This window comes from Saccharospirillum sp. ABV4_185, from assembly GCF_056159245.1.
In genome coordinates, this window is sequence record NZ_JBSWUW010000001.1 from 2,930,837 (window position 1) to 2,944,103 (window position 13,267).

Annotated in this window: 17 protein-coding genes; 16 read left to right on the top strand and 1 reads right to left on the bottom strand. The window is 55.4% G+C overall.

Features of this window, described 5'->3' with window-relative positions; genetic code table 11:
• Positions 1 to 15: 15 nt before the first annotated feature.
• The 8 genes from ACXAE6_RS13900 (at position 16) to ACXAE6_RS13935 (ending at position 6,511) form a co-directional block, all read left to right on the top strand.
• Positions 16 to 1,068, top strand: coding sequence for a protein-glutamate methylesterase/protein-glutamine glutaminase (locus ACXAE6_RS13900; RefSeq protein ID WP_392803825.1), 1,053 nt, complete (start codon positions 16 to 18; stop codon positions 1,066 to 1,068).
• 31 nt (positions 1,069 to 1,099) lie between these two features.
• A complete protein-coding gene (locus ACXAE6_RS13905) occupies positions 1,100 to 1,834 on the top strand; it encodes a flagellar motor protein (RefSeq protein ID WP_475149414.1) in 735 nt (244 codons plus the stop codon).
• The gene (locus ACXAE6_RS13910; RefSeq protein ID WP_475149417.1) at positions 1,831 to 2,655 is read left to right on the top strand and encodes an OmpA family protein; all 825 of its coding nucleotides are present in this window, start codon (positions 1,831 to 1,833) and stop codon (positions 2,653 to 2,655) included. Before ACXAE6_RS13905 ends, ACXAE6_RS13910 begins: the two co-directional genes overlap by 4 nt.
• A 71-nt stretch (positions 2,656 to 2,726) precedes the next feature.
• Positions 2,727 to 3,497 carry a ParA family protein gene (locus tag ACXAE6_RS13915; protein ID WP_392803819.1) on the top strand — a complete coding sequence of 257 codons (771 nt, stop codon included), beginning with the start codon at positions 2,727 to 2,729 and terminating at the stop codon, positions 3,495 to 3,497.
• Positions 3,498 to 3,584: 87 nt separating this feature from the next.
• Positions 3,585 to 4,676 (top strand): chemotaxis protein CheW, encoded by a 1,092-nt coding sequence (locus tag ACXAE6_RS13920; RefSeq protein ID WP_475149421.1) that lies wholly within the window; start codon positions 3,585 to 3,587, stop codon positions 4,674 to 4,676.
• A 73-nt stretch (positions 4,677 to 4,749) separates the two neighbouring features.
• Positions 4,750 to 5,229, top strand: a complete 480-nt coding sequence (locus ACXAE6_RS13925; RefSeq protein ID WP_108165415.1) for a chemotaxis protein CheW — start codon at positions 4,750 to 4,752, stop codon at positions 5,227 to 5,229.
• A gap of 125 nt (positions 5,230 to 5,354) precedes the next feature.
• Positions 5,355 to 5,741 (top strand): hypothetical protein, encoded by a 387-nt coding sequence (locus ACXAE6_RS13930; RefSeq protein WP_392803814.1) that lies wholly within the window; start codon positions 5,355 to 5,357, stop codon positions 5,739 to 5,741.
• A 14-nt stretch (positions 5,742 to 5,755) separates the two neighbouring features.
• A complete protein-coding gene (locus ACXAE6_RS13935) occupies positions 5,756 to 6,511 on the top strand; it encodes an MlaA family lipoprotein (protein WP_475149426.1) in 756 nt (251 codons plus the stop codon).
• Positions 6,512 to 6,541: 30 nt separating this feature from the next.
• Here ACXAE6_RS13935 and ACXAE6_RS13940 read toward each other — a convergent pair whose 3' ends face one another.
• A complete protein-coding gene (locus ACXAE6_RS13940) occupies positions 6,542 to 6,844 on the bottom strand; it encodes a PilZ domain-containing protein (protein WP_475149429.1) in 303 nt (100 codons plus the stop codon).
• 94 nt (positions 6,845 to 6,938) lie between these two features.
• On the opposite strand from ACXAE6_RS13940, the gene ACXAE6_RS13945 reads away from it, so the two are divergent.
• The 8 genes from ACXAE6_RS13945 (at position 6,939) to prmB (ending at position 13,221) form a co-directional block, all read left to right on the top strand.
• Complete coding sequence (locus tag ACXAE6_RS13945; protein WP_475149435.1) at positions 6,939 to 8,123, top strand: SpoIIE family protein phosphatase; 1,185 nt, start codon at positions 6,939 to 6,941, stop codon at positions 8,121 to 8,123.
• A 33-nt stretch (positions 8,124 to 8,156) separates the two neighbouring features.
• A complete protein-coding gene (locus ACXAE6_RS13950; protein WP_475149439.1) occupies positions 8,157 to 8,633 on the top strand; it encodes an STAS domain-containing protein in 477 nt (158 codons plus the stop codon).
• 27 nt (positions 8,634 to 8,660) lie between these two features.
• Positions 8,661 to 9,695: an NAD(P)H-dependent glycerol-3-phosphate dehydrogenase gene (locus tag ACXAE6_RS13955; RefSeq protein WP_475149443.1), complete on the top strand. Its 1,035-nt coding sequence runs from the start codon at positions 8,661 to 8,663 to the stop codon at positions 9,693 to 9,695.
• Complete coding sequence (locus tag ACXAE6_RS13960; protein ID WP_475149448.1) at positions 9,695 to 9,982, top strand: DUF4389 domain-containing protein; 288 nt, start codon at positions 9,695 to 9,697, stop codon at positions 9,980 to 9,982. The genes ACXAE6_RS13955 and ACXAE6_RS13960 overlap by 1 nt, the downstream gene beginning before the upstream one ends.
• A 2-nt stretch (positions 9,983 to 9,984) precedes the next feature.
• Positions 9,985 to 10,422 (top strand): phosphohistidine phosphatase SixA, encoded by a 438-nt coding sequence (gene sixA, locus ACXAE6_RS13965; protein ID WP_475149453.1) that lies wholly within the window; start codon positions 9,985 to 9,987, stop codon positions 10,420 to 10,422.
• Positions 10,423 to 10,543: 121 nt separating this feature from the next.
• Positions 10,544 to 11,353 carry an alpha/beta fold hydrolase gene (locus ACXAE6_RS13970; protein WP_475149456.1) on the top strand — a complete coding sequence of 270 codons (810 nt, stop codon included), beginning with the start codon at positions 10,544 to 10,546 and terminating at the stop codon, positions 11,351 to 11,353.
• Positions 11,354 to 11,356: 3 nt separating this feature from the next.
• Positions 11,357 to 12,175 carry an alpha/beta fold hydrolase gene (locus ACXAE6_RS13975; protein ID WP_475149460.1) on the top strand — a complete coding sequence of 273 codons (819 nt, stop codon included), beginning with the start codon at positions 11,357 to 11,359 and terminating at the stop codon, positions 12,173 to 12,175.
• Between the two features lie 104 nt (positions 12,176 to 12,279).
• A complete protein-coding gene (prmB, locus tag ACXAE6_RS13980) occupies positions 12,280 to 13,221 on the top strand; it encodes a 50S ribosomal protein L3 N(5)-glutamine methyltransferase (RefSeq protein ID WP_475149463.1) in 942 nt (313 codons plus the stop codon).
• Positions 13,222 to 13,267: the final 46 nt, after the last annotated feature.

Below are 13,267 nucleotides of genomic sequence, written 5' to 3' on the forward strand. Positions count from 1 at the left end.
ATTAAGGAGAATTGAATGCCCATCTCGGTGATGATCGTTGACGATTCCAGCTTCTTTCGAACCCGGATTCGTGGACTGATTGACGCCCATCCTCAGCTGAAGGTGGTTGGTGAAGCGTCCAATGGCCGTGAAGCCATCGATCTGGCGGTGCGCCTCAAGCCCGATGTCATCACCATGGACTATGAAATGCCCATGATGGATGGCATCTCGGCGGTTCGTGAAATCATGAACCGCCAGCCGACGCCTATCCTGATGTTTTCGTCCCTGACCCAGTCGGGCGCCCGGGTTACGCTGGATGCCCTGGATGCCGGTGCGGTCGATTACCTGCCCAAAAGTTATGAAAACGTCGCCGATGGTCCTTCGGCGCTGAAAAAAGCGCTGTGTGAAAAGATCATTGCCATCGCCGGTCAGGCCCGTCCCCGGGCGACCGGTCTGGATGCGGTGCCACCGCCGCCGGAAAAACCGGCACCGGCTCAGGCAGGTCGACGCAAGCGTTATGCGCAGCGTTTTGATCTGGTGATGATCGGTACCTCCACCGGTGGTCCGGTTGCACTACAGAAGGTACTGACGCAAATACCGGCCAACTTCCCAGCGCCGATCCTGATGATCCAGCATATGCCGGGCAGCTTTACCGGCGCTTTTGCCGAACGGCTTGATCGGCAGTGCGCGCTGAGCGTACGTGAAGCCAGTGATGGTGACAGCCTCAAAGCCGGTGAAGCGCTGTTGGCGCCAGGCGGCCTGCAGATGATGTTCTCCGGCAAGAATCGGCTGCGTATCTTTGAAGGCGATGAGCGACTCAATTACAAACCCTCGGTCGATGTCACCTTTGGCAGCGCGGTTAAGTACTATGGCAAGAACATTCTGGCGGTGGTGTTGACCGGCATGGGCGCCGATGGTCGCGAAGGCGCTCGCCTGATCAAAGACAGTGATGGGGTGGTTTGGGCGCAAGAGTCATCGACCTGTGTGATTGATGGCATGCCTTCTGCAGTGGTCAAAGCCAATTTGGCTGATGAAGTCATCGCTTTGAATGAAGTCGCCAATCGCCTGATAGAGGTGGTGTCGGCCTGATTCGGGGTTTTGAACGCAGGGGACCTACACCATGATCGCGTTTTTTGGGTTGCTGCTGGCCTGGTTTGCTGTCTTTGGCGGCCATCTGCTGGAAGGCGGCCATATCGGTTCACTCACCAACCTGCCGGCCGCCGCTATTGTCTTGGGCGGGACTCTGGCGGCTGGTCTGGTGCAGTCAGACACTGCCACCTGGCGCCTGGCCTGGCGCTATTTCCCATCCGTATTCAGCGGCCCTGACTGGGCGCTCAGCAACGCTCAAGCGAAGCTGGTGCGCTGGTGTCAGTTAGCCCGTAAAAAAGGGCTGCTGGCGCTGGAAGCCGACTCCAATAGCGAGGCTGACGACTTTATGCGCTTGGGCCTGCAATTGCTGGTTGATGGTGAGCCCAGCGACAAAATTCAGCGCAGCCTTGAAGTGTCGATGGACACTCGCGAAGGACGTTGGCTGAAAGCGGCTCAGTTGTTCGATTCCCTGGGTGGCTATGCGCCGACCATGGGGATTATTGGTGCCGTTCTGGGACTGATTCAGGTGATGACCCAGATTGAAGATACCCAGGCGCTTGGCGGCGGTATTGCCACCGCTTTCGTGGCGACCATCTATGGTGTTGGTCTCGCCAACCTGTTCTTCCTTCCCGTTGCTGCTCGCCTGAGAACCCTGGCTGAAGAACGTTTTGCGTTTGATGAGATGGTGCTCGATGGCATGCTGGCGATTGCCGATAGTGAAAACCCCAGAGTTCTGGAGCGTCGCCTGAAGGAGTATGGTGAATGAGACGCCGGCGTCGTCGCAATCAACGCTTCAGCGCCAATCAGTCGCAACGCTGGATTTTATCGTACGCCGATTTTTTGACGTTATTGTTCGCCTTCTTTGTGTTTCTCTACGCCATTTCTTCGGTTGATAGCGGAAAGTTTGAGGCGGTCAGTCGTAATCTGTTACAGATATTCAATGTTGAGCCGAGCAGTATTGATCCGATTGAGTTGGAAACAACGCCGGCGGGCCCGGATTTTTTTAATCCGTTGTATCGTCCTGAACCGATTCCCAGTACTCGTGAGAATCTGGCTGATACCCAGCCCTATCATCAGGAATCGACCTTATTGGAATTACGCCAGCAGTTGGAAGAACACTTTGCCCAGCGTATTGATGATCAGTTAATCAGCGTCAGTGGTAATAGCGAATGGCTGGAAATCAATTTAGAGGAACCGGTTTTATTTTTGCCCGGATCGGCCGATATAACGGCACAAGCGGAAGCCATTCTCTATGAAGTGGCGGCCTTATTGAGTCCATTGCAGCAACCGGTGGCCGTTGAGGGCTATACTGATCAATCACCACCGGGTGGTCAGTTTGACGATAATTGGACCTTATCGGTTACCCGGGCGGCGAATGTCGTCCGCTATTTGCAGACGGCGGGAATTGCCGGCGAACGCCTATCCGCCGTAGGGTTTGGGGAATATCAACCGCGCTTTGATGAGACCAACGCCCAGCGAGCCGCACGAAACCGGCGGGTCAGTATTGTTGTTACGCGGCTGAACGGGCCTAATAGCCTGATATCATCAACGTCTGCGCCAGTTGGTCCGGAAGTTGCTAAACCCTGAAGCGGTCCTTGGTCCGAGGGCAGGTTTTGGCCGCTTTCGGAACAAGAAGAACGGATGTTTAAGGAGAGTCCATGCACGTTTGGTCCGTTGCCAATCAAAAAGGCGGGGTGGGGAAAACCACCTCGGTGGTTTCATTGGGCGCCATGTTGGCCGACAAGGGCCACAGAGTATTGGTGTTCGATCTGGATCCCCAGGGCTCTCTGACCAGCTATTTCGGCTATAACCCCGATGATCTGGAGCGCAGTGCTTACGACCTGTTTATGACCAAGGGCAAGGTGCCTGAAGACTTGCCCAAGCAGCTGATCAAGGAAACCTCCCAGCCGGGCATGTCGCTGATGCCGGCGTCGACCGCTCTGGCTACTCTGGAGCGTAACGTCAGTCAGCAGGAAGGCATGGGCCTGGTGGTGTCCAAGACACTGGCGCACCTCTGGGACGATTTTGACTATGCGCTGATCGATACGCCGCCTTTGCTTGGTGTATTGCTGATTAATTCGCTGGCAGCGTGCAAGCGCTTGCTGGTGCCGGTGCAGACCGAGTTTCTCGCGCTTAAGGGCCTGGAGCGGATGGTTCATACCATCTCCATGGTGATGGCATCGCAAAAACGCGGTTTGCAGCATTTGATCATTCCAACCATGTTTGACCGTCGTACTCAGGCGTCGTTGAAGACGTTGCGTACCTTGCGCGAACAGTACGAAGGCAGCATCTGGCAGTCGGCTATTCCGGTCGACACCCGTTTTCGTGATGCCAGCCGCGAAGGCTTGCCGATTTCACTTTACTCGCCGGATTCCCGTGGCGCCCGGGCGTATCAGTCATTGTTAAAAACGCTGTTGGCGATGGAGTGAGGTTGAATCGATGCATTGCGCTCACCTTGAATCGTTATTTTTTAGCTCCGGTGTTGTGCTGAGCCGGCGCGTGGGTGGGCATTTGCGATGAATAACAAGGCAGAAACAGAGGTTCGCACCGAACTGGCGGCTGATCGCACTCTGGCAACCTATCTGGATGCCATGCTGCATGAAGCCACCTTCAGCGAGCCCGAAGACGAAGAATTGGACTTGGCAGCCGAAGCAGCGATCGAGGATGCTGTTGTCGAGCCAGAGCCAGAGCCAGAGCCAGAGCCAGAGCCAGAGCCAGAGCCAGAGCCAGAGCCAGAGCCAGAGCCAGAGCCAGAGCCAGAGCCAGAGCCAGAGCCAGAGCCAGAGCCAGAGCCAGAGCCAGAGCCAGAGCCAGAGCCAGAGCCAGAGCCAGAGCCAGAGCCAGAGGTGGCTCAGGCAGAACCGGAACCTGAGGTTGAGGCAGTACAGCCAGACCCGGGACCTGTGGTCGAACCTGAACCTGAACCTGAAATAGAAACGGCTCAAGCGGAACCGGAGCCCACCTGGGATGATGTCCCGCCCGAGCCCGAACCTCAGTCGTTTGAGCCTGAGCCGGTGGCTGAAATACAGCAGCCGGAACCGGTATTTGAACCGGAGCCTGTATTCGAGCCTGAACCTGAGATCGAGGCGCCGCAAGCAGGCATTGATTTTGACACTGAGCTTGAGCCCGAGGATGAAGGCCTGAGTCGTTGGTTGGAGAACGGCCGACCGGTCTGGGGGCAGGAGCGTTTTGATTGTCTTGTATTTGTGGTCGATGGCCTTAAATTGGCGGTGCCGTTATTGCTGTTGGGTAATATTCATCCAATGGACAAAGAATTGACGCCTTTGTTCGATCAGCCGAAATGGTTTCTGGGATTGTTACCGATTCAGTCCGATCGCCACATTCGCGTGGTCGATACCGCTCAGCTGGTGATGCCCGAGCGCTATCGGCCGGAAAGTAAGGAAAGCCTGGAGTATGCCGTCGGTGTGCATGGTTCGGATTGGGCTTTTGGCTGCCATTCCATAGAAGGCTCTATCAGCCTGCACCCCGATGCGGTGAAATGGCGTTCCACTCGCACCAGTCGACCCTGGTTGGCCGGTACGGTGATTGATCAAATGTGTGCCCTGGTGGATTTGCACGCCTTTGCGCGAACGGCTCTAAAACGCTGATTTCAGCGGCCCAGCTGGACGCCTGAGCGGACTCTACTATAGTTGCTAACCAGATGAATTAAGAGGTTCTGTTATGACAGCGCAAACCATCAAAGCCGGTGATGACTCGGTTTTACAATGGGTGACGTTTCGGCTGGGTAACGAGACTTATGGTCTCAACGTGATGCAGGTTCGTGAAGTCTTGCGGTATTCCGAGATTTCACCGGTACCGGGTGCACCGAGCTATGTAATTGGCATCATTAATTTGCGCGGTAACGTCGTCACGGTGATCGATACCCGTGAGCGTTTCGGGCTGCAGACGGCTGAGCTGACCGACGACACCCGCATTGTTATTCTCGAATCCGATAATCAGGTGGTCGGTATTCTGGTCGATTCAGTCGCTGAGGTGGTGTATCTGAAGGCGTCCGAAATTGAAACGGCACCGAATGTCGGAAATGATGAAAGCTCTCGTTATATCCAGGGCGTTTGTCACAAGAACGACGAACTTTTAATTCTGATCGAAATCGCCAAACTGCTCACAGAACGCGAATGGCAGGAAATTGCCGAGCTGTAATTTGAGCGCCGCCCTTATTACCTGATTCCCAGCTGACTTATTGCTCCCCTCCGAACTGGCCCGCTTTGTGCACAAAGAGGGTCAGGGTGTGACGACCGTCAATAATCAAACGGAGGGGATCCGTCATGTTGAATGAAATGCTGCATACTGGCCAGGCTTTGCTGGCATCATTGGAACCGACTTCCTGGGGCGTCGCTGCTGTCGCCATTTTGCTGCTCGGTGTTGTTTGGCACCATGCGCGCAAGATTCGACAGCTGCAGCAGCAGTTACTCAATCAGGATCGTTTTTTGCGCCAGGAATTGAAAATGATGAACCAAGGCGCCATTGGTGTGGGTAACCGCGTTAAAACTCTGGAAAAGCAGGTGCGCAGTCAGCCCAGTGAATTTGAACAACGCCTGTTGGCACAAGCCAGCGTTGCTCAAGCCCAGGAACAACGCCCCAACCGACCGTCCAAAAGCCGTGCTGAACAAGCCTTGGCAGACTGGATGAAGGATTATCGCACGACAGCCTGAGGCATCATTCGGCTTTGAATTCCAAGACCACCCAAACCTTAACTTCTCTGGTGCTGAGCCTGGTATTGCTCGGCGCCGGCCAGGCCATTGCTGACGATCGCGATCCACTGGAGCCGCTGAATCGAGCGATTTTTTCCTTTAATAACGGTGTCGACCGCGTGCTGGTGCGGCCGGCAGCGCGTGCCTATCGCTGGGTGATGCCGAATTTCGCCGAGCAGGGGGTGCGTAATGTGTTCGCCAACCTCGGAGAGGTGCGTAATGCCAGCAATAATCTGCTGCAGGGCAAATGGCAGCGCACCGCGGCAGCGACCGGACGTTTTGCCATAAATTCGACGGTCGGCGTGGTCGGCCTCTTTGATGTGGCGACACGGGTCGGTATTGAACCGGTGCCGGAAGATTTTGGTCAGACACTGGGTTACTGGGGTCTTGGTCACGGTCCTTATCTGGTGTTGCCGGTATTGGGACCGTCATCGTTACGGGATGGTACTGGTCGGGCGGTGGATTTCTGGCAGGATCCTTTGCTCTACGTCGAGCTGGAGCCGGCGGAGCGGGGCGCAATTTTTGTCGTGAGTGGCTTGCAGACGCGGGCGGATTTGCTGTCGTCGGATGGTCTGTTTTCCGGTGATACCTACCCGGTCATTCGCGAAGCCTACTTCTCGATGCGCGAGTTCCAGGTCAATGATGGCGAGGTCAAGTCGGATGCCTTTATCGACGAAGATGGCAGCGAAGAAGGCTACGTCGATGAAGGTTTCATCGACGAAAGTTTCTAGCCGTAGGTGCTGGCCGGTTAAGGTTTTTGCCTAATCCAGCCCGAGTATCTCGACGCCGTGGCGGTATTGATTGCCGTCCGCGTCGCAACGCACCACTTCAGCCTGAGCGTCTAATGAGGACAGCTGCTCATTGGGCGATTCAATCACCACTCGTATCTGGGTTCCCAGTGACAGTGGTTGATCCATTATCAGGCTCATGCCCACCGCACTGAAATCCTGACACAGGGCGGTTAATGCTGTGCTCTCCCCCTCTATAAAGATTTGCGCCTGGGCGTTCATCCGCATGCGAATGAAGTCCCTTTTCTCGTCATAATCTCGATCCGCTGTGCTCATGCTCACCTCGTCTGGCCGATGGCGGATGGCGGTCTATTGCTTTCCAGACCCCGCCCCGTTAAGTTGCATCCATCTCGCAGTGGAAGTCAACCAGATGCCGATCACCGACGCCAAACTGCTGGTCGTGGACGATGACCAGGCGGTACGCGATTCCATCGTCGCTTACCTGGAAGACAGCGGTTACAGCGTACTTGAGGCCGATACCGGCGAAGCCGCCCTGGCTTTGTTCGAGCAAGAATCCCTGGATTTAGTGATTTGCGATATTCGCATGCCAGTGATGGATGGCCTGACGTTGTTGCGACGCATCATGGAAGTGACCGATGAAGTGCCGGTTATCGTTGTTTCCGGTGCCGGCGTTATGTCTGATGTGGTCGATGCGCTGCGCCTGGGTGCCAGCGATTACCTGATGAAACCCATTGTTGATCTGGGCGTGCTCGAACATTCGGTCGAGCGGGCGCTGGAACGGTCGTTGTTGGTACGCGAGAACTACCGTTATCGGGTCGAGTTGGAAGCGCGCAATCAGGAACTGCAGGACCACGTTGATCGACTTAAACTCGACTTGCAGGCCGGTCGTGCGGTCCAGCAACGCCTGTTGCCTGAGCAGCCGCTGGAGCGGGGCGGTTATCGCATCAACCATCGTATGGTGCCGTCGAGTTATCTCAGTGGCGATCTGGTCGATTATTTTCCGGTGCCGAATGATCGTGTGGTGTTTTATGTGGCCGACGTCTCTGGTCACGGAGCCAGCTCGGCCTTAATTACCTTGCTGATCAAAAACCAGATTGATCGTCTGCGCGATGAAATCGACAACGGCAGTTCAGATGTCGTGCTGCACCCCTCTAAGGTGCTGACGCTGATCAATCAGGAGTTACTGAAAACCCAGACCGGCAAACACGCCACGGTATTTTATGGAGTTCTGGATACGGCCTCTGGGCAGCTGAGTTACGCCTCGGCGGCGCATTTTCCGGCGCCGGTGCTGAGTATTGCGCAATCGGTACGCGCTTTGGAGCCGGAAAACCTGGCGGTTGGTTTGTTTGAAGATGTCGGGTTTAACGGACGGGAATTGTCGCTACAAGATTTCGAACGACTGTCGGTTATGTCTGATGGTGTTCTGGAACTGCTCAACGATGGCAGTTTACAAGAAAAGGAAGCGCACTTACTTGAGTTGGGTGCGGACCCGTCCCATACTATGCTCCAATTTCTGGCGCAGATGACCGAAAGGGGTAAAACCCAGGCTGTGCCGGATGACATCACAGTGCTAACGGTCGAAAAGATTGCCTAGGTCGTATCCTCAATGAGTACCGGTCGAGTTTTAATGGCGAACAAATCAGGTGCCTATGTCATTAAGCTGACAGGCGATGTCCGGATGACGCTCTGTACCACGCTCGACAGCTGTCTATACCGAATGGTTGATGACCCGGTGTTTCAGTCTGTGACGGTTGATGTCACCGAAGCAGAAGGCATCGACAGCACCAGCCTTGGTATGCTGGCCAAGGTTTCCCGTCTTGCTACCCCGGCCATGGGCCGTGTTCCCACACTCGTATCCACCCGCGCTGACATCACCCGACTCATCGAAACCATGGGGTTTCGAGATCGTGTCTTCGCTATCGTTTCCCGACCCGAATCGGCTACTCAGTCGACTCTTGACGAACAGCCAGCTTTGCCGGTTGATGAAGGCGATGCCCGCGACCGGGTGTTGGAAGCTCATAAAATTCTGATGTCGTTAAACGACCATAACCGCCAGACATTCAAGGAGCTGGTGGAGTGTATCGAGAATCAGGCGCGGCACTAAGCCCGACCCTGATCGCAAGGAGAGAAAGTGTCCAATTCCCCTTTACCGCCCCAGCGCATTGCCGTTCTGGGCGGTGGTAGCTTTGGTACCGCAGTGGCCAATATCGCTGCAACCAACGGCCATATGGTTCGACTGTGGATGCGCAGTGAAAAACAGGCCGATGACATCCGCCAGCAAGGCGAGAACAGCCGTTATCTGCCCGGTTATAAATTGTCTGAGCGCTTGCAACCGGAGCTCGATCTGGTCGCGGCCGTCAGTGATGCCGATTACGTCTTTGTTGCCGTCCCATCCAAAGCTTTTCGGTCGGTGACGGAACAGGCTGTTCCGCTGTTGCCGGCGCATACTGCGCTGATCAGCCTGACTAAAGGCATTGAACCGGGTAGTTTCAAGTTGATGAGCCAGATCCTGCATGATCTGGCGCCGAGTCATGAAACCGGTGTAATCAGCGGACCGAACCTGGCTAAGGAAATCGCCCAACAGCAAATCTCTGCGACGGTGATTGCTTCCTACAGTCAGTCGCTGCGCCAGAATGTACAGCAGTTGTTGAGCAGCCAGCATTTTCGGGTCTACGGTAACCCGGATATCTACGGCGTTGAGTTGGCTGGGGCCTTGAAGAATATCTACGCCATCATCACAGGTCTGGCTGCGGCTCTGGGTATGGCGGAAAACACCCGCGCTGCGATCATCACCCGGGCGCTGGCTGAAATGTCCCGATTTGCAGTGCGTTTGGGTGCCAATCCCATGACCTTCCTGGGTCTGGCCGGGGTCGGGGATTTAATCGTGACTTGTAGCTCGCAACTGAGCCGTAATTACCGGGTAGGCTATTACATCGGTGAAGGCGATTCGCTGAAGCAGGCCATCAAGCGCGTCGGCGAGACCGCTGAAGGTATTAATACGCTGCGCATGGTGCACGAAAAGGCTGCCGAAATGGGTATCTATATGCCGTTGGTGGGTGGGCTCTACGCCATCATCTATGAAGACAAACCGATTCGGGAAGTGTCGGGCAATCTGATGTCGGGTGATCTGGCGCAGGATGTCGAGTTTATGGGAGCAGGGATCTGATGCAATCGAACATACGTGAACGCAGCGAACACCAATTATTGCGATTGGTGTTTATGGTCATCTTCGGCGTGGTGCTACGGCTCAGTGTCATACTGACGTTTTTGCTGGCTGCCGTGCAGTGGATCTGGCGCTGGTTTCAGCGTGACGATAATCAGCGGCTGCGTGGTTTCTGCCTGGCGCTGGGTCGCTATCAGCATCAGCTGCTGGATTATTTGTTGTTCAATACCGAGGCCAAACCCTTTCCGTTTGCTGACTGGCCAGTGGACGAAACCGATCTCGAGGACTGACCATGCGTTTGCTGCTGTTGCGTCATGGTCAGGCCGAAGCCAGCGCACCCACAGACGCCCAGCGCCGGCTGGTAGCGGCGGGTGAAGCCGCTGTATTGCAACAAAGCCAATGGTTAGACTCCTCGGTGAGCGCTTTCTACTGCAGTCCCTACCGCCGCGCTCGCCAAACCGCCGAACTGATTCGTCCCACTCTGGGTCATACCGAGCCGATTATCGATGACCGTCTGACACCGGATAAACCGGTCAAGGGCGTTCTGGATTTACTGCAAGCGGCAGAAGGCGATGTCATTTTGCTGGTTGCCCACAATCCGCTGCTGTCTCATTTGGCCGGTACGCTGATTGGCGATCCTTACGCCGTGTCACTACCGACCGCCGGTCTGGTTTGCCTCGAAGCCGATGGCTGGTTCCCTGGCAGTGCCCAATTATTGTGGCAGAAATAAACCTTATTGGTTGTTTTCGGCGTTTATTTAATCGAGATTTGCATTAATTCAAACGGTTGTTTGAACGAGGCTGTGGCCTGAACTAAATTGTAGAGTCTCGATGCTGCAGTTCAGGTCATCCATGAAACCGCTGATCCATTTTGCTCACGCTAACGGTTTTCCCTCAGCCAGTTACAACGCTTTGTTTGCGGCCTTGTCGTCCGACTATGAGGTCTGTCAATTACCGCTGGCCGGACACGATCCCAATTATCCGGTGACTGATAATTGGCCGCACCTGAAACAACAGTTGATCGACAGTATTGAAGCCCAGTGTGATCGACCGGTGATTGGTCTGGGGCATTCCCTGGGTGGCGGTCTGACGATGATGGCGGCTCGCGAGCGACCGGATCTGTTCGCAGCCATCCTGTTACTCGATGTGCCTTTGTTCAATTGTCTGGAAAGTTTGTTAGTGCGAGCGGTGAAACAGTTGGGCCTGGTTGATGCGGTCACTCCAGCAGGGCGATCCAAGCGCCGGCGTACTCAATGGCCTGATGCTGAAACCGCACTCGACTATTTCCGCACCCGTGGATTGTTCAGCCGTTTTGATGACCGCTGCCTACGGGATTACGTCGACAGCGCCATTCGGCCTGCGGCCAATGGTGGGGTCGAATTGGCTTATGAGCTGGAGGTTGAGTTAGCGATTTTCCGCAGCATGCCGCATACCCTGGCGGTGCGTGCCGGTCAGTTGTCGATGCCGGCCGGCATTTTGGTCGGCCGCGATACCGACACGGTTCGTAAAAGCCAATACCTGCGCATGAAACGACGCCTCGGCTTCTATGGCGAGCGCATTGAAGGCACCCATATGTTCCCACTGGAATACCCGGAACAAACGGCTGCGGCCATCAATCGGCAGCTGCTGCATATGCAGCTGGATCAGCAACAGGCCGGTTAATCCATGCGTGAATTCAGTCTGTTACAGGGACGCATTCAAGGCGTTCGTTGGGGGCAGGGGCGTCCGGTGCTGGCGTTTCATGGTCTGCTCGATAATGCCATGAGCTTTCAGCCATTGGCGCAGCATCTGGATGACTGGGAAGTCTGGGCGATTGATCTGCCGGGCCACGGTCGTTCGGCGGCGTTGCCGGGTCGTGGTGGCTGGAGTTTACCCGACTGGCTGCCGTTATTGGGTGAGCTGCTGGACGATCTGGACTGGCCGCAATACGAAATTCTGGGACATTCTCTCGGCGGTATTCTCAGTCAGATGTTGGCCACCCTGGATTCACGCATTCAGCGCTTGTGGTCCTTGGATGCACTGGGGCCAATAACCGACAGCGATACGGGAAATTTGGATCGCTTACAGCGTCTCTATGATCGTCGTTTAAAGCCCGCCAGTCGGCGTCGTCATTATCATCATCCTGATGCGCTCTGGAAAGCGCGGACAGCAGGGCGCTTCCCCTTATCTGAACGTTCAGCGCGATTGTTGACCCGGCGCGGTGTTGGCCTGGATGGCGACGGCTGGTATTTCAATCATGACCGGCGCCTGCGCCAGGAAACCAGCTGGCGACTGAGTGAAGCGCAAGTGTTGGCGATGTTGGCGCGGCTGGGTTGCCCACTGCATCTGGCCTTGTTTGAACAGAGTCCCCTGGCTGATCAGCAACAACTGGCAGCACGTCAGCAGGCGGTTCCGCAGTTGCATCTGGCCAGCTTTGCCGGCGGCCATCATGCGCATATGGAAACCCCGCAGCCGATTGCCGAATGGCTTCAATCCAGTGTCTGAAACTTCGATGTTCTGACGGTCAATAAAGCTTGCTGGCGGGTGCGCAAGTCGATGGCTAAATCAGGTATACTGCGGCTTCCTTTTTTAAAGGCTTGTTTCTTGGCATGTCTCAGTTTGCCTTTGCATTCGATGATTCCGATCTGCAGCAGCGTAGTCAGCAGCAATTAACTCAGTTGGCCGACTGGGTACGCTTTGGTGCCAGCCAGATGGCCCGTCATGAGGTATTTCACGGTCACGGTTTTGAGTCCGCCTGGGATGAGTCGCTGTTCTTGTGTCTGCGGGCACTGCAACTGGATTGGGACCTGCCGGCGGCGGCTTTGTCGACCTCCTTGCTCGACGAGGAACGGGCGCAATTGTGGCAGTTTCTGCGCCAACGTTGCGAAGCCAAGGTACCCACGGCTTATCTGCTGCAGGAAGCCTGGTTTTGTGGCGAACCTTTTAAGGTCACGCCAGACGTGCTGATTCCGCGCTCTCCCATTGCCGAACTCATCGATACCGGTTTTGAACCCTGGTTAAGCCAGGCTCCCAAACGCATTCTCGATTTGTGCACTGGCAGTGGTTGTATTGGCATTGCCGCTGCCCGGGTGTTTCCCGAGGCGCAAGTCGATCTGAGCGATCTCAGTGAAGCAGCGGTGGCGATCGCGGTGGAAAATGTTGAAGCCAAAGATCTGGGCTGGCAGATCGATGTCTACCAGGGCGATCTGTTCGCAAGCCTGACCGATGCACGCTACGATTTAATCATCGCCAATCCGCCTTATGTCGATGCCGAAGACATCGATTCCATGCCCGCTGAATTTCACCACGAGCCAAGACTCGGTCTGGCGTCGGGCGAGGATGGTTTGGATCTGGTACGTCGACTGTTAACCCAGGCTGCCGATCATCTGTGCGACGATGGTCTGTTGGTGTGTGAAGTCGGTAACAGTGCCGGCGCGCTGATGGAAGCCTATCCCGATTTGCCTCTGGAGTGGCCGGAATTCAGCCAGGGTGGATTGGGCGTTTTTATTATTCATGCGGCGGATTTACGCGCTTATTTTTCTCAGCTTTAATCCGTCTACTTAATTTTGACCCGATAAAAAACTGCAACGGAATTCA